The sequence below is a fragment of the Streptomyces sp. NPDC097595 genome (assembly GCF_044761525.1).
GTDB lineage: Bacteria > Actinomycetota > Actinomycetes > Streptomycetales > Streptomycetaceae > Streptomyces > Streptomyces drozdowiczii_A.
The window spans coordinates 40154-66282 of record NZ_JBIWCN010000033.1; the positions used below are offsets into that span (position 1 = coordinate 40154).

Consider the following 26129-nt stretch of genomic DNA (forward strand, 5'->3'; position numbering starts at 1 on the left):
ATTCCATTCACCGGAACGAGTGTGTTGTCCAATGGAACGAATACGTGAAGGGGGAGGCGGCCCGGGACTCGGGTTCTCCCGCCGTTCGGTGCTGCGCCTGAGTGGCCTCGCGGTGCCCGCTCTCGCCGCTCCCGCCCTGCTGACCGGGTGCGGAGCCCCGTCGGCGGCCTCGGCCGGCAACGTGCTGCGGGTCTCCCAGACCGGGGACCCGAAGACGATGGACCCGCACAAGCAGGGCGACATGACGTCGATGAACGCCCTGATCAACATGTTCGACACGCTGACCACGCGGGGCCGCGACAACTCCCTCCAGCCACGGATCGCCCTGTCCTGGAAGGCCGTTGAGCCCAAGGTGTGGCGGTTCGAGCTGCGCCGGGGCGTCACCTTCCACAACGGGGAGCCGTGCGACGCCGAGGCCGTCCGCTTCAGCATCGAGCGGCTGCTCGACCCCGCGACGAAGTCGCCCATCGTGGAACTGCGTTACGTCGAAGGCGTCAAGGTGGTCGACCCGTACACGGTCGATGTGCGCACCTCGGTGCACGACCCGATCCTTCCCGCGAAGCTGTCCCTGTTCGGCGGCGTCGTGGTACCCCCGCGCTACCTCGCGAAGGTCGGCGACGAGGGCTTCGCCGCACACCCGGTGGGCACCGGCCCGTTCACGTTCCGGCACTGGCAGCGCGACCACGAACTGCGCCTCGCCGCCTACGACCACCACTGGCAGGGCCGCCCGCACGTCGACGAACTCGTCTTCGTACCCGCCCCCAACTCCTCCTCCGCGCTGGCCGCGCTGCAGAGCGGGGGCGTCGACATCGTGGCGGGCATGACCCCCGACGCGGCGCAGCAACTGGCCGGCTACCCGGGCGTGGAGATCGGCCACCACACCGGCATCCGCACCTCGTACCTGTCGCTCGACACCCTCACCGAGGGACCGCTGCGTGACCGGCGCGTACGGCAGGCGCTCAACCACGCCATCGACGTGCCCCTGCTCATCAAGGCCGTGCTCGGCGGGAAGGCCACCGAGGTCCCGGCGATGATCCCGCGCGGCGCCTTCGGTTTCGACGAGTCCGTGAAGCCCTTCGAACGTTCGCTCGCCAAGGCCCGCGCGCTGCTGGCCGAGGCCGGGCACCCCGACGGCATCAGCACCTCGATCACCGCGTCCAACCTGGACGCGAACGTGGCCGAGGCCATCGCCGGCCTGCTGGCCCGCGCCGGTGTCCGGGCCAGGGTGAACCTGCTCGACCCGGGCACGTACTCCCAGCGCCTGACCTCCTCCAACCACGGCGCGCTCGGCCCCGTCTATCTCGCCGCGTCCACCGTCTGGACCATGGACGGCGAGAGCATGCTCCAGTCGAACGTGCGCAGCGACCGGCGGCAGAGCCGCTGGCACCACAAGCGCGCCGACCAGCTCGTGGACCGCGAGGAGCTGTCCGTCGATCCGGACGTGCGCCGCCGCGCCTTCTCCGAACTCCAGCAACTCATCAAGGACGAGGCGCCGTTCGTGCCCCTCTACCAGATCGACAACATCTACGTGCACAACACCCGGCCGAGCTGGACGCCCGGCGCCGCAGGGGTGCTGGACATGGCGAGCGCGAAGGTGGCCGTGTGATGAGCCAGACCCTGACCGCACCCGGCGTACAGGTCTCCGGACCCAGCCGCGCCTGGGCCGTCCTGCGGCCCGCCGCCTCCCGCCTCGGCACCGCACTCCTGGTCCTCCTGTGCACCGCCACCGTCGTGTTCTTCCTGGTACGCCTGTCCGGCGACCCGGTGAAGGTGATGCTGCCCCCCGACGCCACCGCCCAGCAGGAGGCCGTGCTGCGCCACAGCCTGGGCCTGGACCGGCCGCTGCTCACGCAGTACCTGGACTACCTGTGGGGCCTGCCGCGCTTCGACTTCGGCAACTCCCTCTTCTACAACCAGCCGGTCCGCGCGGTCCTGGCCGACCGCATCCCCGCGACGCTGCTGCTCGCGGCGGGCGCCCTCGTGGTGACGCTGGTGATCGCTCTGCCCGCCGGGACCATCGCGGCGATGCGACGCGGCAAGGCCACCGACCGCGGTGTCATCACGGCCGTCCTGATCGGCCAGTCGACCCCCGCCTTCTGGGTGGGCATCCTGCTCATCCTCGTGTTCGCCGTCGGTCTGCACGCGCTGCCCGCCTCCGGATACGGCACCTTCGCCCACCTCGTACTGCCGTCGGTCACCCTGGCCGTCTACTCCGTCGCCGTCGTCGCACGGCTGCTGCGCTCCTCACTGATCGACGTGCTCGGCTCCGACCACATCCGTACGGCACGCGCCCGCGGCCTGGGACCGGTACGCACCGTGCTCCGGCACGGACTGCGCAACGCGTCGCTGCCCGTGGTGACGGTCGTCGGGCTGGAGATCGGCAGCCTGCTCGGCGGCGCGATCCTCACCGAGCAGGTCTTCTCCTGGCCCGGCGTCGGCCAGCTGACCGTCCAAGCCATCGCCAACCGCGACTTCCCCCTGGTCCAGGGCACCGTGCTGCTGTTCGCCGCCACCTTCGTCGTGGTGAACCTGCTCGTGGACCTGTCCTACGGCCTCCTCGACCCGAGGGTGAGGAACTCCCGATGACCACCACCGCTCCCGCCCCCACGGCCCCTTCCACCGCCCCCGCTCCCGTCTCCGCCCAGCCCTCCGTGCTGCGCTCACTGCTCCGCAACCGGCTCGCCGCCGTCGCGCTCGTCTTCCTCCTACTGATCGTCGTGTGCGCGCTGTTCGCACCCCTGATCGCGCCCGCCGACCCGGCCGCCCAGAACCTCCTCGGCAGGCTCCAGCCACCCGCCTGGCAGTCCGGGGGTGACAGCGCCCATCTGCTCGGCACCGACCAGCTCGGCCGCGACCTGCTCTCCCGGATCGTCTACGGCACCCGGGTCTCCCTGCTCGTCGGCGCGGGCGCGGCCCTGCTCGCCGGTGTGATCGGCACCGTCGCCGGCCTCGCCTCCGGGTACCTCGGCGGCTGGACCGACCGGGTCGTCATGCGGTTCGCCGACGTCCAGCTCGCCTTCCCCGCGATCCTGCTGGCGCTCGCCGTCGTCGGATTCGTCGGCTCGGGCCTGGGCTACGTCATCCTCGTGATCGGCGTCACCGGCTGGGTGTCGTACGCCCGGGTGGTTCGCTCCGAAGTGCTGTCGCTGCGCACCCGCGACTTCGTCACCGAGGCCCGCGCGATCGGCGTCGGCGACCTGGCCATCATGCGGCGCCACCTGCTGCCCAACGTCATGGCACCCCTGGCCACCATCGGCACGCTGCACATCGCGTCCGCCATCGTCGCCGAGGCGTCGCTCAGCTACCTGGGCCTCGGCGTCCCCAAGGAGACGGTGACCTGGGGCGGCATGCTCGCCGACGGACAGCTCTACCTCGGCACCTCCTGGTGGATCGCCGTCTTCCCCGGCATCGCCCTGATGCTCACCTCGCTCTCCATCAACATCCTGGGCGACGCGCTGCGCGACGTCGCGGACCCGAAGGCGTACCGCCGATGACCGACTCCGAACAGACCCCGCCGGCCGCACCCGTCCTCGAATTCCGGGACCTCCGCGTCGACTTCGCGCTCGCCTCCGCCACCGTGCACGCCGTACGCGGGGTGAACCTCTCGGTCGCCGCCGGCGAGACGCTGGCCGTCGTCGGCGAGTCCGGCAGCGGCAAGTCGGCCACCGCCCTGTCCGCGATGCGCCTGAACCCGGAACCTCCGTGCGTGTACGCGGGCGGTCAGGTGCTGCTCGACGGCCGGGACGTACTCGCCCTGCGCGAGAAGGAACTGCGCAAGATCCGCGGCTCCCGGATATCCATGGTCTTCCAGGACCCGATGACCAGCCTCGACCCCCTGCAACGGGTGGGGGACCAGGTGTCCGAGGTGCTGCGGCTGCACGGCGACCACACCCGGGCCGAGGCCCGCCGGGCCGCGCTGACCGCGCTGGACGAGGTCGGCATCCCCGACCCGGAGCGGCGCTACGGCCAGTACCCGCACGAGCTGTCCGGCGGCCTGCGTCAACGCGTCATGATCGCCTCCGCTCTCGTGGCCCGCCCCCGCGTCCTCATCGCGGACGAGCCCACCACGGCGCTCGACGTGACGGTGCAGCGACAGATCCTGGAGCTGCTCGTACGGCTCCAGCGACGCCACGGCATGGCCGTCCTGCTCATCACCCACGACCTGGGCGTCGTCGCCGAGACGGCCGACCGCGTCGTCGTCATGCGGCACGGCGAGGTCGTCGAGACCGGAGACGTCGAACAGGTCTTCACGCGCCCCGCCGCCCCGTACACACGCGAGCTGCTGGCCGCCACCCCCCGACTGGAGCCCGTCGCATGACCACGACCCCGCTGCTGGAGATCGAAGGACTGCGCAAGGAGTTCCCCGGCCGGCCGCCGAGCGTCGCCGTCGACGACGTCTCCCTCACCGTCCGGGAAGGCGAGACCTACGCCCTGGTCGGCGAGTCCGGCTGCGGCAAGACGACGCTCACCCGGCTGCTGCTGCGGCTGCTCGAACCCACCGCGGGCAGCGTACGGTTCGACGGCACGGACCTCCTCGCCCTGAAGGGGGCGGCGCTGAGGCCACTGCGCCGGCAGATGCAGGTCGTGCTCCAGGACCCGTACTCCAGCATGAACCCGCGCCTGCGGATCGCCGACATCGTCGGGGAGCCCCTGGTCACCCACGAGGAGTGGGCCCGCGGGCGGCGCGGCCGGGCGAAGGTACGCGACCGGGCCGGGGAGCTCCTCGACGCCGTCGGTCTCGACGCGGGCATCCTCGACCGCTATCCGCACGAGTTCTCCGGCGGGCAGCGCCAGCGCATCTCCATCGCCCGGGCTCTGGCACTCGAACCCCGTCTGGTCGTGCTGGACGAGCCGACGAGCGCCCTCGACGTATCCGTCCAGGCCCGCGTACTCGACCTGCTCGCCGATCTCCAGGAACGCCTCGGCCTGACCTACTTCTTCATCTCGCACAACCTGGCCGTGGTGCGGCAGATCGCCGACCGGGTGGCCGTGATGCGACAGGGCCGCATCGTCGAGTCCGGCACCGCGGACCAGGTGTTCACCTCGCCCGAGGACGCGTACACCCGGCGCCTCCTGGACGCCGTACCCGTCCCCGAAGCCGGCCGCCGGATCCTGGGAGGCGTCGGCGCGTGAGGTCCGTACTAGCCCCCCGACAGGACCAGCCCCGCCGCCCCCAGCAGCGTGCCCGTGTCCGCGGCCTCGCCCAGGACCACGGTGGGCAGCTCGCCGCCGCCGAGCGCGTCGGCGCGCAGCCGCGACTCGACCAGGGCCCGGAACGACTCGCCGCCGTCCACGGCCTCGCCGTGCAGCACGAACAGGCCGCACGCGAACAGCTGCTGGACGGTGGCGAGGCCCAGCACCAGGTTCTCCGCGTACCGGTCGACAAGACGGGCGGCGGCCGGCGCGTCGGACGCCACCAGGGCCGCCAGGGTGGCCTCGCCCTGCGAGAAGCCGTGCTCTGCGGCGCGCTCACGCAGCCACCGGGTCGTCGCCACGGTCTTCCAGCAGCCGCGCCGTCCGCAGGTGCAGAACTCACCGCTCGCGGTGACCGTCATGTGGGCGCCGCTGCGACCGCCGGGCGGGGCGAGCACCTCCCCTTCGTAGAGGATGCCGACGCCGAGTACATCGCCGGTCGCGACGGAGGCGAACGAGCGCCGGCCGCGTCCCGCACCGAACCAGCGGTCACCGAGCACCTGCACACGCGCCCGGTGCTCGACCCGCACCGGTGCGCCCGACAGGTCCGCGAGCCGGTCGGCCACCGGGTGGCCGCGCAGCGCCGGGGCGTCGTTCACCTCGATGATCCGGCCCGCCACCGGGTCCACCACACCGGCCGCCGCCACGCCCACCCCGAGCAGGGACTGCCCGTCGAAGACCGCGGCGGCCTCGCGCAGCGCCGCGTCCACGAGGGACGGGTCCGAGCCGGCCGGGTCGAAGCGGGCCTCCGTCCGCGCCCGCACGGCTCCGGCACGGGTGAGCAGCGCGGCACGCACCAGACCGGGCAGCACCTCGACGGCGCCCAGCACACCGCCGTCCCGACCGGCCGGCTCGTCCGGCCGCAGGTCGGGAACCAACCGCAAAGGAATACGTTCATGCGCCATGCACCGACTCTGTCATGCCCCCGGACCGGGGAGACAGCGGCATGACCCACCGCAATCTCACCGAGACCACCTGGCGCGAGACACGGGCCGCGGCGCCCGAGGCGATCGCCGTCCTGCCCATCGGCTCGCAGGAGCAGCACGCCGAGCACCTGCCGATGGGCACCGACACGATGCTCGCCGACGCCGTGGTCTCCCGCGCCCTGGCCCTGCTCGACGAGCGCGCCGCCACCGGGGAGGCCGTGCCCGCCCTCGTACGCCTGCCGACCCTGCCGTACGGACACAGCCCGCACCACCTGTTCGCGGCGGCGCTCACCCTGTCGGCGCCGGTGCTCGGCATGGTGCTCGACGAGCTCCTCGACTCGCTGGCCGCCTGCGGCTACCGCCGGGTCCTCGTCGTCAACGGTCACGGGGGCAACGACGAGATCATGCGGCTGGCGGTCAAGCGGTTCGCGCTGCGCGCCGACGTGACGGCGGCCGCGTGCTCGTACTGGACGCTCACCGACACCGGTGAGCCCGCCGACGCGGCGGAACCGGACGGCCTGGTGCCCGGACACGCCGGCTGGTTCGAGACGTCGCTGATGCTGGCCGCGCAGCCGGAGCTGGTACGGGACGAGCGGGCCGGGCACGCGCCGGTCGAGCCCCCGCCCCTCTTCGACAAGCCGCCCTACCCCGGACTCACCGTGGAGCGGCACGGCGAGTGGGAGCGGGTCGGCGGCGCCACCGACGACGCGGCCGGTGCCGACGCCGAGCACGGCGAGCGCCTGCTCGACCGGCGCGCCCGCGGCCTGGCCCGGGCCGTGCTCGCCTTCGACGCCGCGTCGCGCCCCCTCGCGTGACCCCCACCACCCCACACAAGGAAGTGCACATGAAGATCACCGAGGTCGACGTCCACGTCGTCAACCTGCCCCTCGTCAACCCGTTCACCAGCTCCTTCGAGACGAAGACCGGGGAGACGCGCACCGTGGTGCGCATCAGGACCGACTCCGGCGTCGAGGGCTGGGGCGAGACCATGTGGGGCCGTCCGGTCGCCGCCATCGTCCGCGACCTCGCCGAGGACCTGATCGGTACCAGCCCGTTCGCCCTGGAGGCATTCCACCGCCGCCACCACATGGTGCCCTTCTTCTACGGCTACCTGGGATACGCGGCCCTCGCCGCGATCGACGTCGCCTGCTGGGACGCCATGGGCAAGATCACCGGGCAGTCGGTCACGGACCTGCTGGGCGGCCCGGTGCGCGACGAGGTGCCGCTGACCGCCCTGATCACCCGCGCCGACGCCCCCGGAACCGGCGCCAACGACCTGCCGCGCGCCCTGGCCGAGCACACCGAGCGCGTCGTCGCCGAGGGCGGCTTCACCGCCGTGAAGCTCAAGGGCACCAAGGACGTCCAGGGTGACGTCGCGATCCTGCGGGCCGTGCGCGCCGCGCTGCCCGAGGTGAACCTGCGCGTCGACCCGAACGCCGCCTGGTCGGTGCCGGACTCGATCCGGGCGGGTATCGCGCTGGAGGAACTGGACCTGGAGTACCTGGAGGACCCCTGCGTCGGGATCGAGGGGATGAGCCAGGTCCGCCAGAAGGTGCGCATCCCGCTGTGCACCAACATGTGCGTGGTCCGGTTCGAGGACTTCGCGCCCGCGATGCGGCTGAACGCCGTCGACGTGATCCACGGTGACGTCTACAAGTGGGGCGGTATCTCCGCCACGAAGGCGCTGGCCGCGCACTGCGAGACGTTCGGCCTGGGCATGAACCTGCACAGCGGCGGCGAACTGGGCATCGCCACGGCGGCGCACCTCGCGGTCGTCGCCAGCACCCCGGTGCTGTCGCGCGCCATCGACTCCATGTACTACCTGCACGCGGACGACATCATCGAGCCGCTCACGCTGTCCGAAGGCAGCCTGCGGGTCCCGGACGGACCGGGTCTCGGGGTCACCGTCGACGAGGACAAGCTCCGCCACTACGCGGGGGTCAACGCCGCGGAAGGAGACCTCACCAAGTGACGGCCGACAGCCCTCTCACCCCGCGCCGCGCCGTCACCACGGCCGGGGCACCGGCCCCGATCGGCGGCTACAGCCAGGGCATCGCCGCGGGCCCGTACCTGTTCACCTCGGGCTTCGGCCCGCAGGACCCGGCCACCGGCGCACTGGGCGACACCATCGAGGAGCAGACCCGCCAGGTCCTGGCCAATGTGAGCGCCCTCCTCGCCGCCGACGGGCTCACACTCGACGACGTGGTCAAGGCGACGGTCCACCTCCAGGACGTGCACCGCGACTTCGCGGGCTTCGACCGCGTGTACCGGGAGCACTTCAGCGAGCCGAGGCCGGTGCGCACCACGGTCGGCTCCCAGTTGATGGGCATCCTCGTGGAGATCGACGTGGTGGCGCTGCGCCGCGCTTCCTGACCGGGGTCACGCGTCCGGGCCGGCCCGTCCGATGACGAGCCGGCCCAGGCCCGCGGCGAGGGGCCGCACCCGCCCGGCCCGGGACCGCGCCACTCCTCGTAGGATCGGCACATGGTGGCCTTTGTACCGTCGTTCGTCTGCTTCTTCCTGTTCTGTGTCGGTGTGGTGCGAGACCGCCGCCGCATGAGCAACGCGGTTCTGCTGGGCCTGTCCACCGTCCTCGCGGTGATCGGGCTCCTCCTGCATGTGGCCTCCGAGCGGGCCCAGTTGGGCCGCGATCTGGTCGTCGTGCTCCTGACCCTCGCGGGCGTGGGCGTCGTCACGCTCGCGTGGTTCCTCATCGCCAACGGAATCACCATGGTCCGCAAAGAGGGCAGGAGCCCGGCGAACCTGCTGTCCCTGGGGGCCGGCATCGCCCTGGTCGCCCTGCTCTCGCTGCTGATCACCTCGCTGGTGCTGCACACCCACACGCTTCTGGTGGTGGCGGCGACAGCGGTGGCGCTCGCCGGATACATCGCCTTCCTGTTCCTCTGCTTCCTCGTCTACGGGGCCCTTTACGGGCGTCTGCGCATCCGGCGCCGGGCGGACTACGTGGTGGTCCTCGGCTCGGGCCTCATCGGCGGCACCACCGTGCCCCCGCTGCTGGCCGGACGTCTCGACCGGGCCCGCAAGGAACACTCCAGGCTGTCCCGGAAGGGCCGGCGCCCGGTGCTGCTCACCTCGGGAGGGCAGGGACCCGACGAAAAGCTGCCGGAGTCCCACGCGATGGCCGACTACCTGGTCACCCAGGGCTTCCCCGCCGATCTGATCGAACGCGAGGACCGCTCGACGACCACGGACGAGAACCTGACGTTCAGCAAAACCCTGATGGAGCAGGCGAATCCGGACTACCGGTGCGTGATCGTCACGAACAACTACCACGTCTTCCGCGCCGCGATCATCGCCCGCCGCACCGGAGTCCGGGGCCATGTGATCGGTGCCCCGACAGCCGCGTACTTCTGGCCGAGCGCCATGATCCGCGAGTTCGTGGCCCTCTTGGTCGCCTACCGTCGCACCAACGCCGTTCTCTTCCTGCTCGTCCTGCTCAGCGGCGTCTTCATCTGGTGGCTGGGGTGACCGGAACAGGCGCGCGGTGGCTCGCCGGCGCGCTGGTCACGGCCTGCCTGCTGCTCGCCGGCCCCAGCGCGTCGAACAGCGCCTACACGGCCACGCCGCTGCCGGCCGGCGCCCCCGAGGACGTCGTGCCGAACCGTGTCATGACCTGGAACATCTGCAACCCCTGCAAGGGCGGCGGGCAGAACGGCGGCAGGGCGGCGGAGATCGCCACGTACGCGCCCCAGATCATCGGCATGCAAGAAGCGTGCGTGGGTGACGTCGAGAGGATCCGGGACTATCTGCGGTACCGGTACGGGCTGGTCTACCACGTCGAGTACGGGTCGGTTCTGCCGAGTTGGAGCCGCTGCGGGGGACTGCCATGGAGCCCCGGAGGCTTCGGCAACGCGATCCTCTCGGCTGCCCCGATGACCGACCGAGTGCAGGTGGAGTACCCCGACGGCGGCTCCGAGGACCGGGGGTACATGGCCGTCACGACCCTCGTGGACGGGGTACGCGTCCGGGTGTTCAACACGCACCTGGCCGAGCGGAGGCAGGCACCGGTCCGCGCGGCGCAGACCCGCGTGCTGGCCGAGGCGGTCGCCCGGTACGACCGGACGATCGTTCTCGGTGACTTCAACGCGATGCCGACCGCCTCCGAACTCACCGTGATGTGGGCCCTGGCCGGGGACGCGGACCCCGAATGCGGTCCCTCGGGAGCGGATACCTGCGAGCCGACCACCGATTGGCGCAGCAAGTTCGACTACATCTTCCTTCGCGGCTTCGCCCCGCTGGAGCAACGGGTGCATCTCACCCCGTGGTCGGACCACGACCTGGTGCAGGCCGATCTGAGTCATGCGCCGAGTCATGCCCCGGGCCATACGGGGAAGGAAGGAGGGTCCCAGAACTAGGGAGGCTGTTGTGGAGCGGGATCGGATCGGACTGGCAGAGGTGCTCGCCGCGGCCGAGGCTGCCGCGCCGGTGCGCTCCCTCGACGTCGTGGCGCAGATTCTGCGCGAGCGGTTCGGAGCGCGGCACGTGTCGTTTCTGTTCGTCGACGTCGTGGGCCGGCGACTGCTGCGCGTCCATGAGGAGCGGACGACGGCACAAGAGCACGGCGCCGACCAGGTGCTGTTGGCGGGCAGTGTGTACGACGACGTCCTGCGCACCCAGAAGCCGGTCGTGGCGCTCGACGGCGGGCAGGGCCGACGGGTGCTCGCCCCGGTCACCAACCGCGGGGACGCCATCGGCGTGCTGGAGCTCTATCTCGCCGACGCCTCGGAGGACGTGCTGGAGCAGGTCGCGGAGGTCGCGCACGCGCTGGCGTATGTCATCGTCACCGACCGCCGCTTCACTGACCTCTATCACTGGGGCAACCGCACCGCCTCGGTCACCCTGGCCGCGGAGATCCAGCGCCAGCTCCTTCCCTCGGCACCCTCCTGCGAGGCACCCGAGTTCACCCTCGCCGGGGCCCTGGTACCGGCCTCCGACATCGCCGGTGACACCTACGACTACAGCCTCGATGAGCACACCCTGCACCTGTCGATCACCGACGCCATGGGCCACGACGTCGACGCCTCCCTCATGGCCACCCTGGTGGTCAACGCCTCCCGCGGCGCCCGCCGCGCGGGCCTGGACCTTGCCGAACAGGCCCGCCAGACGCACCGGGCGCTTCTCGACCACGGCCGCCGGACCTTCGCCACCGGCCAGCTCCTGCGCCTCGCCCTGGACGGCACCAGTGCCCAGCTGGTCAACGCCGGCCACGTCTGGCCGCTGCGATTGCGCGACGGCGCGGTCGAGGAGATCCGCCTCAACATCAACCTCCCCTTCGGCGTCTCTCCGCAGGGCTCTTACCAGGTACAGGACCTCGACCTGCGCCCTGGAGACCGCATCCTCCTCTACACCGACGGCATGCAGGAACGCCAGGCGACAGCCGTCGACCTGCCCGGCCTTCTCCGCGACACCGCCGCCGAGCACCCCCGAGAGGCCGTGCGCGCCATGGTCAGCGCGGTCACCGAAGCCTGCGACGGACATGTGCAGGACGACGCCACAGTCCTGTGCCTGGACTGGTACGGCCCGACCCGCCTGAGATGAGATCCCGGCACATCTAGGCCGCCCGTCGGCCCGTCCGCAGTTCCCGGCCGTTGGCCAGGCCCTCCGGGTCCAGCGACAGGGATACGGCGGCCGTCGCGCCGACGTCCGCGAGGCTCTCCGCGTCGGGCAGCAGCTCCACGCCGTCCGCGCCGGGGCGGTGGATGAGCACGGGGACGTACTCGCGGGTGTGGAAGGCGTGTCCGGCCGTCGGGTCGTTGCCGTGGTCGCCGGTCACGATGAGGCGGTCGCCCGGCGCGTCGAGCAGGGCGACGAGCGCGGCCAGGCCCGCGTCGGCCTGTTCCAGGAGACGTCCGTAGCGCTCGGTGTCCTGCTGGTGCCCGGCCAGGTCCGTCTCCTGGATGTTGGAGACCACCAGGCCGTCGCCGCAGGCGCGTACCGCTTCGAGGGTGTGCGTGAGGACGTCGGCGGTGTCCACGGCCGGGTACCGGACCGCGGTCTCGCAGGCCAGGATGTCGGCGGCCTTCCCCACCAGGGTGACCGGGATTCCCGCGCGGGCGGCCAGATCGGGGAGCTGGCGGGTGTGGTCGATCCGGGCACCCAGGTGCTGCACTTCGAGCCCGCCGTTGCGGTAGAACCCGGTGGCGGGGGTGTCGAGGCCGACCGTGCCCTCCTGGCCGTCCCGTACGAACCGCCCCAGCGGGCCGTCCGCATGCCCGCCGACCGCGATGACCCGCGCCACGGGGGCGACGGCGCGCACCGTGCGGGCCACGGCGAGGATGCCGCCGGGGCCGTCGAACGGCAGGTCCTCCAGCCGCCCGGAGGCGTTCCAGTTGATGCCCGGGTCGGCCTCCAGGTTGTCGTGGACCAGGACCGAGCCGTCCACGACCAGGAGCGGCCTGCCGTCCAGTCGGCCGACCCGGTGCCCGGCCGCTTCGAGGGCGGCGGTCACCTCGTCGAGGTGGTCGGCGAGCCGCGCCACGGTCACCCGGCTGAAGTCGGCCCCCATCATGGTCTGGTGGCCGGCGAAGGTGTCGGCGCCCGGATAGCCGAGCGCTGCCCGGCCCGCGGCGACGGGCAGATGGGTGCGCCGGGCGAGATCGGGGTGCGGGTGGACGAGTCCGAGGCCGAGCGAACCCAGCACGGGCAGCCGCAACGGGCGGCCGAACGCCTCCCGGCAGTGGTCCAGCACATGCCCGCAGGTGTCGGCGGTCGGATCGCCGGGGCGCGCGGTGCCCGCGTCGGGCATGGCGCCGATGCCGAATCCGTCGATCACGACGATGACGGTCTTGGCCATGGGGTGCCTCCTCAGCTCAGGGACCGGCCCTGGGCGTCGTACAGACCGTTGAGACGGGGCGTACCGGAGGAGAGTCCGGAGACGACGGCGACGGTCGAGCGGGTGACGAAGATCTGGGTGCGGAAGGCGAGCAGCGCCGTGTCGCCGATGCGGACGTCCTGTCCGGGGGCTGGCGCGTCGAGCAGCCGGTAGTAGTCGATGTTCTCGGCGGGCGCGTCCAGTACGTCCAGACGTGCCCCGGTGCGTGGCAGCAGGGCGCTCCTGATCTGGGAGCGGGCGTAGAACCCGCCGCCGAAGACGGCGGGGCGGCCGTCGTCCAGGGTGTGGGCGACCTCGGTGACGTACACGTAGGCGGGGGTCTCGGGCTGCGCCGGGTCGAGCGCGTGCAGCGGGGTCGTGCCGGTCAGGGCGTGGCCCGGCTCGCCGTGGGTGGCGCCGAGGCCGGCGAGCAGCGGCAGGGAGGCCATCGACGTGGCGCTGGGGGCGCTCAGCAGGAGGTCCGTGTGGCCGCGGCCGGCGAGTGTCTCGCGGGCCTTGAGGGCGAGGGCGAAGTTGGGTGTGGCGTACGGGGCGCCGGTCGCGGGATCGCACAGCACGCACGGGAAGGCGGTGACCCCGGCGATCCGGATGCCGGGAAGCCGCTCGGCGGCGTCGGCGAAGGCGTCGAGTCGGCCGAGCGGGACGCCGCCCTCCTGGCCGGGGTAGACGCTTCCCTCGGCGCCTTCGAGACGGATCAGGACGTCCTGGACGAACCCCAGCCGCCTCGCGGCGTCGGAGACCGCGCGGGCGTTGTCCAGGTCGTAGACGGTGACGGTCTCGGGACGCCACGCCAGCATCTCGGGCAGCGCGCGGCGCGGGATCTGGACGAGGTGGCCGAGGTTGCCCGCACGGGCGCCGGAGGCGTGCAGGGTGCGTGCCTCGGGCGGGTCGATGGCGGCGTACCGGGGGATGTGCCGGGCGACGGCCCGGATCAGTTCCGGATTGCGGCCGAACTGCTTGACGACGAACCAGAGGGAGACGCCCAGCCGTTCGGCCTCGGCGGCCAGCAGCGTGGCGTTGGCCTCGACGGCGTCCAGGTCCATCACATAGGTGTCCGGCGGGATCGCACCCTCCTGGTGGAGCGCGGCCGCGGCCTCGACGAGCCCGGGATTACGGGTCAGTACGGTGTCGAGAAACACGGTCAGTGGCCCTTCGGCTCGTTCAGCGCGGCCAGTGAGCGGCGCAGGATCTCGATGACGAGGTCCGCGCCCGCCCGCATCGGGTTGATGCGCACGGTCCAGTCGGCCAGTTCGGGGGAGTCGTCCAGGGCGGAGCTGGACATCCGGTAGAAGAGCGGTGTGATCTCGTAGCGGGAGTTGGAACCGACGGGGTACGGGGCCGCGCCGAAGCGGGCCGCGACGGCGGGCAGTTCCCTGGCGACGGGGCGGTCGAGCCGGACGAGCAGGCACCGGTCCTGCGCGTTGGCGAGCCGGACCTCGGCGACCCCGGGCACCTCGCCCGCGGCCAGCCGCTCGGCGACCTCGGCGCCGACCTGGGACTGCACGGACCACATGAGCGGTACGTGGGTGAGTGCGCGCAGTGCGTCGAGGGCCTGGTGCCCCTGGACCTGGCCGCCGCCGGAGTAGTTGTCGCGGCGGATGTGCTCGACCAGGTCGCGGGCGCCGACGACGATGCCGACGCCCTCCGGGCCGTGCAGCTTGAACAGGGAGAAGCAGGAGGCGTCGGCGCCCAGTTCGACCCCGGCGGCCGGAGTGCGCATCACGGCGTAGTTGTCGTCGACGACGGTGCGGACGCCGGCGGCCCGGCAGGCGGCGAGGACCGCGCCGGGGTCGTAGGAGTCGCCGAGCCGCTGCCGGGTGTGCTGCACGTAGGCCCAGCGGAACCGTCCGGATTCCAGGGCCTCGCGCAGCTCGTCGGGATCGTTGAAGTCGGCCTCGACGGTTTGCACCCCCAGGCCGCGCAGCGTGACCTCGGTCGTGCGGTAGACGGGCGCCCGGTGGATGAGGAGGGGGTCGCCCGGCCGGACGGCGGCGGTGAGGGCGGCCCGGATCGCGCCGGTGCCCGCGCCCTGGACGAAGGCGGCGCCCTCGGCCCCGAAGAAGTCGGCGAGGACGGCCTCGACGCGGGCGGTGGTGGCGGGGCGCCCGAGACCGGGCACGACCCCGGCGTCGGAGGCGAACAGCTGCGGGCCCTCGAAATGGCGGGCGGTGGCCTCGATGAGCCGGAACTGCCGGGCGACGGCGTCGGCCGGGGCCACGGTCTCCAGCGGGAACGTCCGGGGGAGTACGGGGTGCATGGTCAGCTCTCTTCCACGTTCGCGCCAGTGAGGAAGCGCAGCGGATTGCGGCGGGTCAGCAGGTCGATCAGGTCGTCGTCCACGCCCGCCGCACGGACCTTGGGCAGGAAGCTCCCGAAGAGGTGGCCGTAGCCCTGGCCCCCCTCGGAGGTGAGGTAGCCGTGGCGGGAGATGTCGCAGCTGAGCAGGGCCCGGTCGGCGTGCCCTGCCTCCAGGAGGGCGAGCAGGAGCCGCAGCCGGGTGTCGTCGCTCTGGTAGCCGTCCTTGCCGACGGTGTCGAAGGCGACGTACGCGCCGCTCGCGGCCAGCTCCCGGTGCACCGCAGGGTCGTCCAGCAGGTCCTGATGGCCGAGCGAGATCCGGTGCGGGGGCAGCCCCTCGCCGGTGAGCAGTTCCAGCTGGGCGAGGCCGCCTCGGCCGAGCTGGGCATGGGTGGCGACGGAGAGGCCGGTGGCGAGGGCGGCCCGCGCCGAGGCGCGGAGCACCTTGCTCTCCGGCGGCGTCGGTATGTCCCCGTGGCTGCCGATCTCGCCGAGGACGCCGGGGCGGATGCCCGTGCCGTCGATGCCGTGGTCGATCTCGTGGACGAGGGCGGCGGTGAGGTCCCCGACGCTGCCGCGGTCGATCTCGGGGGTGTGGAACGGCTCGTAGTACCAGCCGGTCGCGGCGACGACGGCGACCCGGGCGTCCCGGGAGATCCGGGCCAGGGTGCGCACGTCGCGGCCCATGCCGCGACAGGTCAGCTCGACGACGAGGGCGAGCCCGTACTCCTCGCGGAGTGCGGCCAGTTCGGCGGTGACGGCGGCGGTGTGCCGGCCGGCGGCGAGCACGGCGCCGCCGTCACCCCGGTGGTCGAGGTCGAGGACGAGGTGTTCGTGGGCCAGGGCGGGGCCGCGTACCGCTTCGGGGGCGATGCCTCCGAGGACGGTACGCAGCGCGGGGGCGGGGCTGTTCATCGTGGGGGGTCCTTCTGGGGTCGGCCTGTGTGATCCGGGGGAGTGGGGCTATCCCTTGATCGGTGTGAACAGGTCCATCCAGTAGAGGAGGTTGAGGAGGATGCCGCCGACGATCACCGCGGCCGGTGCCGCGGCCATCCGGACGACCGGGCGGCCCATCGCCTCGTTCAGCAGGTAGAGCCCGCCGACGACGAGGATGCCCAGACCGCCGCCCATGGCGTTGGCCGCCATCAGCGAACCGAAGAGGATCGCCAGCTGGAGCGTCTCGCTGATCGCGCTGCGCAGGTGCTCGGAGGAGTCACGGACGCTGGGCAGCCGCCCGAGGAGCTTGCCGATGTAGGACAGGGCCAGCACCTCGGCCGCGAAGACCAGGGCGCCGACGATCGCGGCGAGGAACGGGTTCGGCATCAGGTAGCCGATGGGGTACACGAGGGTGAAGCCCGCGATGCCGTACGCGCCGGAGGCCAGCGCGGTGGTCGCGATCAGCGGGATGAAACCGAAGACGCGGTAGAAGTCGACCTGCGCCGCCTCGGAGTACTGCCCCTTCGCGATCAGGAAGCTGGTCGCCTCGCCGCCGCCGAATATGTGCATCTGGGCGAGCACACAGACTCCGGCGCCCAGCACCATGAACAGGGGCAGGTACCTGCGGAGCCGGGCCGCACTGGCGCTGAAGAGGGAGGCCATCGGGTCGTCGCCCTCGACGACGGGTTCGCTCACCCCCGCGGCCCTGTCCGCCTTGCGCTGGGCGACGTCCTTGGCCACGGCGAGACCGATGAGCATCAGCACACCGACGGCCATCGCCAGCGCGCCGGCGAACATGTTGGGCCACAGCTTCATGGTCATGACGACCAGGGCGAACTCCAGCAGCCCCGCGATGCCGCCCCACTTGCGGCCGAACTGCTTGGTGATGGCCAGCACCGGGAACAGCGTGAAGAGGAAGAGGATCGGGGTCGACATCTGCTGCATGGCGGTGATGAAGTCGACCGGCAGGTCATGGGCCACGTTGTTGGCCCCGTTGAGCCCGAAGACGACGACCGCGCCCCAGGCGCCGCCGAGGATCGGCGCGAGCCACTTCTTCGGCGACAGCATGCCGAGGATGTCGGTGGGCAGGAAGAGCAGCCACGGGTTCAGCACACCGGTGGACAGGGCCATCGGGGCGCCGAGCCCGAAGATGAACCCGGCCGAGAGGCCGAACGAGACCGCCGTCGTCGCGCTGCGCGTGGTGCGCCCCTGGATGAAGTCCAGGAGGAACGGGCGTACGCCGTCGTTGAAGACGGCCAGCGCCATGTGCGAGATGTACGCGGTCAGCGCACAGAGGGCTATGACGGTCAGTTGCTGGGCCAGCGAGAAGTCGAGGCTCGTACCGGCTGCGAGTGTCGTACTCACGGGGTCACTCCTTCGTGCCCGGGGGGATCAGAAGGTGGCTGGAGTCAGCCGCGGGCGGCGATGGCGCGCGCCATGAGGGGGGCGATGGTGTCGATCTGGTCCATCGAGAAGCCGAAGACCTTCTTGCCCTCGTCCAGCAGGGCGGTGATCTGCTCCTCGGTGGGGACGCTGCGGCCGAAGGTGTGGCAGACGGCGCTGCCCATCAGGCCGACGAGGACGCCGAGCGAGGCGCCGGCGCCCGTGTGACAGGTGCCCAGGTAGTAGTCGGCCTGGGCGACACGCAGCTTCATCGCCGCGTCCATGTCGCTGGAGGCGGTGACCTCCAGGCCGTCGATGCCGAGCTGGTTGATGGTCTGGGTGACCTCGGTCTTGCCGACGCCGCCGGCGAGGATCTTCGTCATGTCCTGCTTCTTTCCGGATGGTGGGGACGGGGTGGTTCAGGAGGAGGGCGCGGCGGGTGCCTGCTGGGCCAGGACCGCGAGGTGCATGCCCAGGAAGTTGACCTCGGACTCCGGGAGGGCGGCCCCGAGCTCGCGCCGGGCGCGCTCGGCGACGGCGCGGGCGCGGCTGACGGCCTCGGGGTGACCGGCCAGTTCTGCGGCGACCTGGTCGTCGGTGAGGAACTGCTCGATGGCCTCGCCGTTCAGGAGCCGGGTGAGCGCCATCATCAGGTGGCTGGTGAGCATGCCCGCGGTCGCCTCGGTCACGGTGTTGCCCTCCGCCTCCAGGGCGGCCAGCTCGGCCGCGACGAAGTCGGCGACCTCGGGCTTGATCTGTCCGCCTTCGCGGAAGAGCTGCATCCGCAGGGCCAGCTGGTCGTCCATGGCGTTCCTCCTAAAATCGACAGTAACCAGGATTTTGTATTTTGATGAGGCCGAAGGTCCCGTCACGGGCAGGACCTTCGGCCCGTTCCCGGCCGGGGCTCAGTACGAGGGCAGGCGAGTGCCCTCGATCACCTCGCGCTGGAGCGAGGTGATCAGCGAGAGGTCCAGGGAGTCCCGGACGGCTTCCAGGGCCTTGGCCCCTTCGGTTCGGCCGATGATGGCCGCGCTTGAGTTGCGCAGCGCCAGCTCGCGGGTGACCTCGTCCCCCAGCGGAAGCACGTCGACCCCGACCCCGAGCCGGTCCTGCACCTCGTCCAGGTTCCAGACGGTGGCGTCGACCTCCTCGCGGGCGAAGAGGTCGGGCAGTTGCATGTACGAGGCTTCCAGCCGCTGGACGTCCGGGCGCCCGGCGAAGACCAGGTCGACCAGCATGCGCAGATCCTCCGACGCGTGGTCGACCGCGACCCGCAGACCGGGGGTGTCCAGGTCCACGCCGTGGCGCAGGAGCATGCCGTGCGCGCCGACGTAGGTGGCCGGCCCCAGATCCGCCACCAGCTCCACCGGATGCTCGGCGATCAGCTCGTCGGCGGCGAAGCGGGACAGGACGACGAGGTCGACCTTGCCTTCGAGCAGAGCGGCGGTACGGGCCCCGGCGCCTCGCATGAAGGTGATCGCGAAGGGCGCGCCCGCCTCCTCGAAGGCGCCGCGGAGCCCGGTGGCCAGGCCCTCGTATCGGCGGGAGTACGGCAGGGGCATCGCGGCCAGCAGCGTTCCGAGCCCCGAGAGCCGCCAGAGTATGGAGCGGTCCGAGTGGGCGAGGAAGGTGCCGAGGTGCCCCCGGGCGGTCGTCCTGATGGCGCCGGACTCCTCCAGCAGTTGCAGGGCCGCCTGGACCGTGCCGTTTCCGCAGCCCAGTTCCTCCGCGTAGTCCCGCACCCGGGGCAGTCGCGTGTCGGGCTCATGGTTGAGCAGCAGGACCGCGAGCTGGCGGGCGGCCAGTCCGTTGCGCGTGAGGAAGCGGTCATCGAAGGCGTTCACGAAGGGAACAGTAAACAGGATTCTGGATATTGACAAGGTCCCTCACCGACGCGCACCCGGAGACCGGCCCCGGACGCCGCTGGGGCCTGGGTCCGGCCCGGTAAGGCGGGTTCGGTCACAGAGCGGTGGCGGCGCGGACCAGGCCCGCGACCGCCGTCGAGCGGCTGTGCGGAGGCCACGCGATGACCGTGGTGACGTGAGGGGCGTCGGAGACCGGCACGGCTGCGAGGCCGCTGCCCAGGCCGCTGCGGCCCGACTCCGGTACGACCGCGCAGGCGCGGCCGAGGGCGATGAGCTGGGTGAGCTGCGTGTGGTCGCGCACCTGCGGCCCGGGGCCGTCGGGGAAGGTGCCGTCGGGGCGCGGCCAGCGGGGCAGAGGGAGGTCGGGGAGGCCGCTGACCTCGGCGAGCCGCAGGTGGGGGCGGGTGCTGAGCGGGTGACCGGCCGGGAGGATCACGACCTGGCTCTCGGTGTACAGGTCCTCGGTGTCGAAGCCGGTCGTGTCGTCGAAGGGCTGGTGCAGCAGGGCCACGTCGGCCTGGCCCGTACGCAGCACCAGTGCCTGCTCGCCCGGCCCGCACAGCACCACGTCCACGGCGACGGCGCCGGGCTGGGTGGCGTAGGCATCGAGGAGCTTCGCCAGCAGTTCGCTGGACGCCCCCGCCTTCGCGGCCAGGACCACGGCGGGTCGCCCGTCCGAGGCGAGGGCGGCCCGGCGGGTGCGTCGTTCGGCGGCCTCCACGGCGTCCAGCGCGAAGCGCGCCTCCTGGAGCAGCACCGCCCCCGCACCGGTCAGGGCGACGCCCCGACTGCCGCGCTCCAGCAGCACGGCGCCCAGACGTCGCTCCAGCCCGCTGATCGCCCGGGACAGCGGGGGCTGGGCGATCCCGAGCCGACGTGCGGCCCGGCCGAAGTGCAGCTCTTCTGCGACGGCCACAAAATACCGCAACTCACGTGTCTCCACCCCGCCAGCCTAGCGGGGCCGGCCAGCGGCGATACCCGTGCGGTATCGCCGCCCACCCGGTCGGTCTTGGACACACCGCGGCCGGGGGAGAAGGATCGATGACATGACTGAGACGAACACCGACAACCACCCCAAGGTCGCACTGGTGACCGGCGCCAACAAGGGCATCGGATACGAGATCGCCGCCGGACTCGGCGCCCTCGGCTGGTCCGTCGGCGTCGGCGCGAGGGACGACGCCAGGCGCGAGTCCGCCGTGGACAAGCTGCGCGCGGCCGGGGCCGACGCGTTCGGCGTACCCCTGGACGTGACCGACGACGCGAGCGTGACGGCGGCGGCCCGGCTGATCGAGGAGCGCACCGGACGGCTCGACGCGCTCGTCAACAACGCGGGCATCACCGGGGGCGGACCTCAGGAGCCCACGACCGTCGACGTGAATCGGGTACGGGCGGCGGTGGAGACCAACGTGATCGGTGTCATCCGCGTCACCAACGCCCTGCTGCCGCTGCTGCGCCGCTCGCCGTCCCCAAGGATCGTGAACGTCTCCAGCAGCGTCGGCTCCCTCACGCTCCAGACCACCCCGGGCGCCGAGACCGGCCCGATCTCCATCGCGTACGCGCCGTCCAAGAGCTTCCTCAACGCCGTCACCGTGCAGTACGCCAAGGAGCTGGCCGGCACACAGGTCCTGATCAACGCTGTCTGCCCCGGCTTCACCGCGACCGACCTCAACGACTTCCGGGGGGTGCGCACCCCTCAGCAAGGCGCGGCCGCCGCGATCCGACTGGCCACCGTGCCGGACGACGGGCCCACGGGCCGCTTCTTCGACGACGAAGGAGAAGTCCCCTGGTAACGCTCACGGTTCGCGCTACGGGCTACCGTTCCTCGGGTGGCCGCCCCGAGACGCCGACGTACCAGTCGTCGGCCTCCGTCATCCCGTCCATGCTCGGCTGGTAGGGCTTGACGATGTTGTCGGCGTCCTTGAAGTACACCGTGACGCAGAGCGGGTACTGCGCTCCCGTCGGTGCCGTGACCGTCTCCCGGGGGGCCACCCAGACGAACTTTCCCGGCTGGGTCCATTTCTCGCGGGCGAAGGTCAAGGTGGGGTCGGCCGTACCCAGTTGCAGCAGCTCCGACCAGCTCATGTGCGTCACGGTCCGAGCCTAGGACGCCGACTCCGCCACGGGGAAGTGGAGTTGACAGCGCGGGACATCGAGGGATAGGGATCTCCGGCTGAGACCACCCGTGCACGCACAGAGGGCCGCGCGCGGACCGGGGGTGGTGCCGTCCCGTGACCACGGAACGGCACCACCCCCGTCTTCGTCGGATGCGTCAGCCGATGCTCGGGCCGTTGTCGTTCGCCAGGTTCAGGCCGAAGCGGGCCTTGAGCACCGGGGCGCCCAGGTCGACCGGGTTGAAGGCGAAAGAGCCCGTGCCGGTCAGGCCCGAGGAAGTGCCCCGCAGCGACCACACGGCACCACCGTCCGCGACCGCGTCGAGGTCCTCGTCGGGGGCACCGGCCGCCAGGTCCGCCTTGCCGTCCTTGTCGATGTCGAGCAGCCGGACCGATCCGCCGAAGTGGTCACCGGCCTCCGCCACGCCCGGCACCCCGGCCGAGTCCTGGTGGAAGGACTGCGAACCGGTGCCGCTCAGTCCGCCGGAGCCCCCCTTCAGCAGCACCACGGCGCCTGCCCCCTCGGCCGTCTCGATGGCCTCGAAAGGCACACCCGCGGCCAGATCCGCGTAGCCGTCGCCGTTGACGTCACCCGCGCTGAGCCGGGCGCCGAACTGGTCTCCCTTCTCGCCCACCCCGGGCACACCCGCGGTGTCCTGGGTGATCGTCTTCGTACGGGTGGTGCTGAGACCGGACGCGGAACCGTAGTAGATCTTGACGGTGCCGGGGTCGGTGGCCAGGTCCTCCGTGATGCCGTTCGGGACCACCCGGGTGGCGAGGTCGTCCTTGCCGTCCTTGTCGAAGTCACCGACCGCGGTGGCCGCGGCGCTCGGGAGCGGGGTCGAGGTCTTGGACAGTCCCTTGGAGGTGCCCAGCCACAGCTTGCCGCCCTCGGCATGGTTCTCGTACACGAAGAACGTGCACAGGTCGTCGATACCGTCACCGTTGAAGTCACCGGCGGCGGTGTCCGACATGTCGTTGTCCGTGTCGGACATGAAGATTCCCTGCTCGCCGGCCGGCTTCCCGGCCCGGGTGAACGGCCCGTAGAGCACGTCGCGCTGCCACCCGTCGTCGCCGTTCAGCATCATCAGATCCGTCGTCCCGTCGCCGTTGAAGTCGCCGGCGGTGAGGTCGTCTCCGATCTGATAGTCGGGCGAAGTGGGTACCCGGACCGCGCCCTGTCCGGTGATGCCGCCGGCGCTGCCCCACAGCAGGATGACGGAGCCGTTGATGGCGTAACCCTCGCCCAGGAACCGCTCATGGGTGACCGCGGCGAGGTCGGTCAGCCCGTCGTGGTCCAGGTCCTCGGCGACCATCCGGTAGCCGAAGGCTTGGCCGTCTCCGGGTGCCCCCGGCACGCCCGCTGTGTTCTGGTCGATGACCGTGGTGTCGGCCGTCGTCAGGCCCTTGGGCGAGCCGTAGCTGACGGTGATGTAGCCGGCCCGTGCGTGCCCGGCGACCGTGGCGGCGGGGGCGGCGACGGCGAGATCCTGATAGCCGTCCCCGTTGAAGTCCTCGCGCACGGTGGTAGCCGCTGTTCCCGCGGACGTGCCGCTGGAAGCTGCGACGGCCGTACCCCCCGACAATGCCGTAGCGGCACAGACGGCTATGGCCAATGTGGTGCGGATGCCCACAAATCTCTCCTTGGTCGCGTACGCGGAGCCACTGGCGTACGAGGTATGAGGGCTCGCATCGGAGACCTCCATGACGGGGAGAAGGTTGCACGGCAAACGAAAGATGAACTCACTTGCCTCGCACGGCAGTCGGTGGAAGCGGCTGGTCCAAGGGAGCCCGAAAGTGATCTGCGGCTCGCGTCAGCCGTCGACCAGACGGCGCAACGCGCGGCGAGCCAGCGGCGCGTACGCGATCACGACCGGCGCGGGCCCGTCAATGCGCACCGCGGCTTCCGTGCCGATCGGCGTGCCGGCCCGAACGGTATGCCAAAGACGCATCCCCACCGGGCCCACCCGCACGCGCCACTGCCAGGTACGGGCCTGATGGTCGACGGCCTCAACGACGAAGCCGATGCCGGGTCCCATCACGGGCATCACCCGACCGCGCATCCCCACCCGCAACTCCGCTTCCGCATGTACGGCCCGGATCTGTGGAGCCCACGTGCTCCACGCGGCCGTTCGCACGTACCGCAGCCAGACCGATTCCACACTCGCCGCGCCCACGGCGCGCACCGTTTTTCGCACCTTCCCACCATGCGCACAGATGGACGGAGCGCGCTGGTCGGAGGAGGGCCATGGCCCGCTCGCGACTGGCATACGGCCTGCGGTCGGCCCATCCTGCTGCGAGCGGCCAGCGATCCGCCGCGCTTGGAGCCAGGCGAACCGGAGCGCACCGGCGTTTTCTCTTCCGGAGGCTGCTGTCATCATGTACCCGACACGTACCGACCCTTCTGGAGCCGCAACCATCATGCTCACCAGACGTCTCGTCACCAGCGTCCTGATCACCGCGTTCGCCTTCGGCGGCTCGCTCGTCGTCAGCCCGGTCGCGGCTGCGTCGGCCTCGGCAGGCTGCCAGTACAAGGTCGTATGGCCGACAGCGGGTGTCTATGAGGACCCGAACCCGAGCAGTGCCGTTGTCAAGACGAAGTACGCCGGCGACATCGTCGGCGCGGCCACGTGTGAGGGCGCCTCCTACAACGAGTACGGCTATGTGCTGGTCACCACCGACGCGGCCGCGGACGGGCGGGGGTGGATGCGCGAAGGCGCGGTTGTTGCTCTGTGACCGGAGCAGCGTGGAGAACACAGCGTTGCCGGCGGGGGAGTGGCTCACTGATGGCCCCGAAGTCCGCCGGCCGCTTCCCCGCCTGTCAGACAGAGGGGTGCTTTCCCGGGCCGTTGTGTGTCTTGGTGAGCGGTGTGGGGGAGAGGTCCGCGGGTTCCTCGCCCCGTTCCATGAGAGTCTCGGCTCCCCCGACGATCAGGGGGTCGGGCTCACCGATGGCTTCCCGGTCCTTGTTGTCGTAAGGGATGCGCCACAGCAGACTGCGCATCGCCTCCAGGCGCCCACGCCGTTTGTCGTTGTTTTTGACAACGGTCCAAGGAGCGTATTCGGTGTCGGTCGCGCGGAACATCGCCACCTTGGCTTTTGTGTAGGCGTCCCACAGGTCCAGTGAGGCGACATCGGTCGGCGACAGCTTCCACCGCCGCAGGGGATCCACCTGCCGGATCGCGAAGCGGGTGCGTTGCTCTGCCCGCGAGACCGAGAACCAGAACTTGATCAGGATGATCCCGTCGTCCACGAGCATTTCCTCGAAGACGGGGCACTGGCGAAGAAACCGGTTGTACTCCTCATCGGTGCAGAATCCCATCACCTTCTCCACGCCGGCCCGGTTGTACCAGGAACGGTCGAAGAACACGATCTCTCCGCGCGCGGGCAGGTGCGGCACATACCGCTGGAAGTACCACTGTCCCGCCTCGCGTTCGGACGGTTTGTCCAGGGCCACGATCCGTGCGCCACGAGGGTTGAGCCGTTCGCTGAAGCGCTGAATCGTTCCCCCCTTTCCAGCCGCGTCGCGTCCCTCGAAGAGGGCGACGATTCTGGCCCCGGACTCGTGAGCCCACCGTTGGAGCTTCAGCAGCTCGATTTGCAGAACACGCTTCGTGCGCTCGTACTCCTTGCGCCGCAGTCTGTGGTCGTAGGGGTGATTGTCGCGCCACGTCTGGATGACCTCGCCGGAATCGTCCAGCAGCATCGGCCGCTCGGGCCGGCTTTCGTCCACACTCAGACCGCGCAGCAGCCGCGCTCGCTCTTCTGCCTCGTTCATGCCGTTCGCCGTACCCCCGGGTGCTTTGCCTACGCTTTGCCATGGGTGAGTCTTGCTTGTTCAACGGGATCGGCGCTCGCAGACCTGACCCGCACCATAACGCGGGCCGGCCGCAGCCATCCGGAACCTGGGCCCCGACGCTCCGGGGGCCGGGCGGAGGACCGGGCCCGTGAGAGATGTGTTCCCGGATGGTTCCTTCCTCGACCATCCCCGCGGCGGTCAAGGTCTTTGCCGACGCTGTGTTGTGCGGGGATCGCGCTCCCCGGATGCGGTGCAGGTCCAGGTCCTCGAAACCGAGACCGAGGAGCAGGCGGACCGTTTCGAGGCCGGGACCGGACCCCCAGGTGTCGGGGCGGAGCGCGAACCCCATCGTGGCCCCGCGCGGCTGATGGGGATCGGCGGCGAGCCGGCCGAACCCGATCACCTCACCTGTGTCCGGCTGGACAGCAGCCAGCCCGTACTGGGTACGCGGCGTCTGCGCCGCCGACGCGACGAACCCGGACACGATCTGTTCGACCTGCTCGCGCGTGCGCGGGGCGAAGGACATGTGCTCGGTCGCCGCGGCGCTGCCGTAGACGGCCAGAATCGCGTCAACGTCCTCGTGGGCGATTTCCCGGACGCGTCGCAGGAAAGGGCGGCGGCAGTTTTACCGCTCAGAACTCGGGATCCGTACGACCGCTGTGCGTGCACTTAGCCTCGAAGTTTCGTGACGGCTCATCAGGTCAACTGGTGGGCTGTTTCGCTTTGTTGTGACGGGTGCGGGCAGGCTGACGGCCCGGCTGTCGC

27 protein-coding genes and 1 pseudogene are annotated in these 26129 nt (G+C 71.2%); 13 read left to right on the forward strand and 15 right to left on the reverse strand.

Translation table 11 applies throughout. The features are described from left to right. The first annotated feature begins 31 nt into the window (after positions 1-31). Genes ACIQZN_RS34265 through ACIQZN_RS34285 form a run of 5 tightly spaced genes read left to right on the forward strand, consistent with a single transcriptional unit; the run spans position 32 to position 5133 of the window. Complete coding sequence (locus ACIQZN_RS34265) at positions 32-1606, forward strand: ABC transporter substrate-binding protein (protein ID WP_404002512.1); 1575 nt, start codon at positions 32-34, stop codon at positions 1604-1606. After that, positions 1606-2586, forward strand: coding sequence for an ABC transporter permease (locus tag ACIQZN_RS34270; protein ID WP_404002514.1), 981 nt, complete (start codon positions 1606-1608; stop codon positions 2584-2586). Before ACIQZN_RS34265 ends, ACIQZN_RS34270 begins: the two co-directional genes overlap by 1 nt. Then, positions 2583-3494: an ABC transporter permease gene (locus ACIQZN_RS34275; RefSeq protein WP_404002516.1), complete on the forward strand. Its 912-nt coding sequence runs from the start codon at positions 2583-2585 to the stop codon at positions 3492-3494. The genes ACIQZN_RS34270 and ACIQZN_RS34275 overlap by 4 nt, the downstream gene beginning before the upstream one ends. Then, positions 3491-4318 carry an ATP-binding cassette domain-containing protein gene (locus ACIQZN_RS34280; protein ID WP_404002518.1) on the forward strand — a complete coding sequence of 276 codons (828 nt, stop codon included), beginning with the start codon at positions 3491-3493 and terminating at the stop codon, positions 4316-4318. Before ACIQZN_RS34275 ends, ACIQZN_RS34280 begins: the two co-directional genes overlap by 4 nt. Beyond that, positions 4315-5133 carry an ATP-binding cassette domain-containing protein gene (locus ACIQZN_RS34285; protein ID WP_018104763.1) on the forward strand — a complete coding sequence of 273 codons (819 nt, stop codon included), beginning with the start codon at positions 4315-4317 and terminating at the stop codon, positions 5131-5133. The genes ACIQZN_RS34280 and ACIQZN_RS34285 overlap by 4 nt, the downstream gene beginning before the upstream one ends. An 8-nt stretch (positions 5134-5141) precedes the next feature. Here ACIQZN_RS34285 and ACIQZN_RS34290 read toward each other — a convergent pair whose 3' ends face one another. Beyond that, positions 5142-6098, reverse strand: a complete 957-nt coding sequence (locus ACIQZN_RS34290) for an ROK family protein (RefSeq protein ID WP_404002521.1) — start codon at positions 6096-6098, stop codon at positions 5142-5144. 41 nt (positions 6099-6139) lie between these two features. Here ACIQZN_RS34290 and ACIQZN_RS34295 point away from each other — a divergent pair, with 41 nt between their 5' ends. The 6 genes from ACIQZN_RS34295 to ACIQZN_RS34320 all read left to right on the forward strand — a co-directional run bounded on the left by ACIQZN_RS34295 (position 6140) and on the right by ACIQZN_RS34320 (position 11678). After that, positions 6140-6934, forward strand: a complete 795-nt coding sequence (locus ACIQZN_RS34295; RefSeq protein WP_404002523.1) for a creatininase family protein — start codon at positions 6140-6142, stop codon at positions 6932-6934. A gap of 29 nt (positions 6935-6963) precedes the next feature. Further along, complete coding sequence (locus ACIQZN_RS34300; RefSeq protein ID WP_404002525.1) at positions 6964-8091, forward strand: mandelate racemase/muconate lactonizing enzyme family protein; 1128 nt, start codon at positions 6964-6966, stop codon at positions 8089-8091. Then, positions 8088-8492 carry a RidA family protein gene (locus tag ACIQZN_RS34305; RefSeq protein ID WP_404002527.1) on the forward strand — a complete coding sequence of 135 codons (405 nt, stop codon included), beginning with the start codon at positions 8088-8090 and terminating at the stop codon, positions 8490-8492. The genes ACIQZN_RS34300 and ACIQZN_RS34305 overlap by 4 nt, the downstream gene beginning before the upstream one ends. 111 nt (positions 8493-8603) lie before the next feature. Continuing rightward, on the forward strand, positions 8604-9608 hold the full coding sequence (locus ACIQZN_RS34310; RefSeq protein ID WP_404002529.1) for a YdcF family protein: 1005 nt from the start codon (positions 8604-8606) through the stop codon (positions 9606-9608). Continuing rightward, positions 9605-10495 (forward strand): endonuclease/exonuclease/phosphatase family protein, encoded by an 891-nt coding sequence (locus ACIQZN_RS34315; protein WP_404002531.1) that lies wholly within the window; start codon positions 9605-9607, stop codon positions 10493-10495. The genes ACIQZN_RS34310 and ACIQZN_RS34315 overlap by 4 nt, the downstream gene beginning before the upstream one ends. Positions 10496-10505: 10 nt before the next feature. Beyond that, complete coding sequence (locus tag ACIQZN_RS34320) at positions 10506-11678, forward strand: PP2C family protein-serine/threonine phosphatase (protein ID WP_404002533.1); 1173 nt, start codon at positions 10506-10508, stop codon at positions 11676-11678. 13 nt (positions 11679-11691) lie between these two features. Here the strand turns inward: ACIQZN_RS34320 and ACIQZN_RS34325 are convergent, their stop codons facing one another. The 9 genes from ACIQZN_RS34325 to ACIQZN_RS34365 form a co-directional block, all read right to left on the reverse strand. Beyond that, positions 11692-12933 (reverse strand): phosphopentomutase, encoded by a 1242-nt coding sequence (locus tag ACIQZN_RS34325; RefSeq protein WP_404002535.1) that lies wholly within the window; start codon positions 12931-12933, stop codon positions 11692-11694. Between the two features lie 11 nt (positions 12934-12944). Next, positions 12945-14111: a YhfX family PLP-dependent enzyme gene (locus ACIQZN_RS34330; RefSeq protein ID WP_404002537.1), complete on the reverse strand. Its 1167-nt coding sequence runs from the start codon at positions 14109-14111 to the stop codon at positions 12945-12947. 2 nt (positions 14112-14113) lie between these two features. After that, positions 14114-15229 carry an aminotransferase class V-fold PLP-dependent enzyme gene (locus ACIQZN_RS34335; RefSeq protein ID WP_404002539.1) on the reverse strand — a complete coding sequence of 372 codons (1116 nt, stop codon included), beginning with the start codon at positions 15227-15229 and terminating at the stop codon, positions 14114-14116. 2 nt (positions 15230-15231) lie between these two features. After that, a complete protein-coding gene (locus tag ACIQZN_RS34340; protein ID WP_404002541.1) occupies positions 15232-16185 on the reverse strand; it encodes a phosphotriesterase in 954 nt (317 codons plus the stop codon). Positions 16186-16233: 48 nt separating this feature from the next. After that, positions 16234-17571: a YhfT family protein gene (locus tag ACIQZN_RS34345; protein ID WP_404002543.1), complete on the reverse strand. Its 1338-nt coding sequence runs from the start codon at positions 17569-17571 to the stop codon at positions 16234-16236. Between the two features lie 44 nt (positions 17572-17615). Next, a complete protein-coding gene (locus ACIQZN_RS34350) occupies positions 17616-17972 on the reverse strand; it encodes a DUF2620 domain-containing protein (protein WP_404002545.1) in 357 nt (118 codons plus the stop codon). Positions 17973-18008: 36 nt separating this feature from the next. After that, the gene (locus ACIQZN_RS34355; RefSeq protein ID WP_404002547.1) at positions 18009-18395 is read right to left on the reverse strand and encodes a PRD domain-containing protein; all 387 of its coding nucleotides are present in this window, start codon (positions 18393-18395) and stop codon (positions 18009-18011) included. A gap of 99 nt (positions 18396-18494) precedes the next feature. Beyond that, entirely contained in the window at positions 18495-19433 is a 939-nt protein-coding gene (yhfZ, locus tag ACIQZN_RS34360) for a GntR family transcriptional regulator YhfZ (RefSeq protein ID WP_404002549.1), read from the reverse strand. A 115-nt stretch (positions 19434-19548) separates the two neighbouring features. Continuing rightward, complete coding sequence (locus ACIQZN_RS34365) at positions 19549-20397, reverse strand: LysR family transcriptional regulator (RefSeq protein WP_404002551.1); 849 nt, start codon at positions 20395-20397, stop codon at positions 19549-19551. Between the two features lie 103 nt (positions 20398-20500). Here ACIQZN_RS34365 and ACIQZN_RS34370 point away from each other — a divergent pair, with 103 nt between their 5' ends. After that, on the forward strand, positions 20501-21244 hold the full coding sequence (locus ACIQZN_RS34370; RefSeq protein ID WP_404002553.1) for an SDR family oxidoreductase: 744 nt from the start codon (positions 20501-20503) through the stop codon (positions 21242-21244). 22 nt (positions 21245-21266) lie between these two features. Here the strand turns inward: ACIQZN_RS34370 and ACIQZN_RS34375 are convergent, their stop codons facing one another. The 3 genes from ACIQZN_RS34375 to ACIQZN_RS34385 all read right to left on the reverse strand — a co-directional run bounded on the left by ACIQZN_RS34375 (position 21267) and on the right by ACIQZN_RS34385 (position 23763). Then, complete coding sequence (locus ACIQZN_RS34375; RefSeq protein WP_404002566.1) at positions 21267-21536, reverse strand: hypothetical protein; 270 nt, start codon at positions 21534-21536, stop codon at positions 21267-21269. Between the two features lie 187 nt (positions 21537-21723). Next, positions 21724-23199: an FG-GAP and VCBS repeat-containing protein gene (locus tag ACIQZN_RS34380; RefSeq protein WP_404002555.1), complete on the reverse strand. Its 1476-nt coding sequence runs from the start codon at positions 23197-23199 to the stop codon at positions 21724-21726. 180 nt (positions 23200-23379) lie between these two features. Then, positions 23380-23763, reverse strand: coding sequence for an SRPBCC family protein (locus tag ACIQZN_RS34385; protein ID WP_404002557.1), 384 nt, complete (start codon positions 23761-23763; stop codon positions 23380-23382). Between the two features lie 223 nt (positions 23764-23986). Between ACIQZN_RS34385 and ACIQZN_RS34390 the strand changes: the two genes are divergently transcribed. After that, positions 23987-24301 (forward strand): glycosyltransferase, encoded by a 315-nt coding sequence (locus tag ACIQZN_RS34390; RefSeq protein WP_404002559.1) that lies wholly within the window; start codon positions 23987-23989, stop codon positions 24299-24301. Positions 24302-24386: 85 nt separating this feature from the next. Here ACIQZN_RS34390 and ppk2 read toward each other — a convergent pair whose 3' ends face one another. Together ppk2 and ACIQZN_RS34400 are read right to left on the reverse strand one after the other, a co-directional pair. Continuing rightward, positions 24387-25343, reverse strand: a complete 957-nt coding sequence (gene ppk2 / locus ACIQZN_RS34395; protein WP_404002561.1) for a polyphosphate kinase 2 — start codon at positions 25341-25343, stop codon at positions 24387-24389. Positions 25344-25605: 262 nt separating this feature from the next. Continuing rightward, a pseudogene (locus ACIQZN_RS34400) lies at positions 25606-25971 on the reverse strand (GNAT family N-acetyltransferase); the annotation flags it as partial. Positions 25972-26129: the final 158 nt, after the last annotated feature.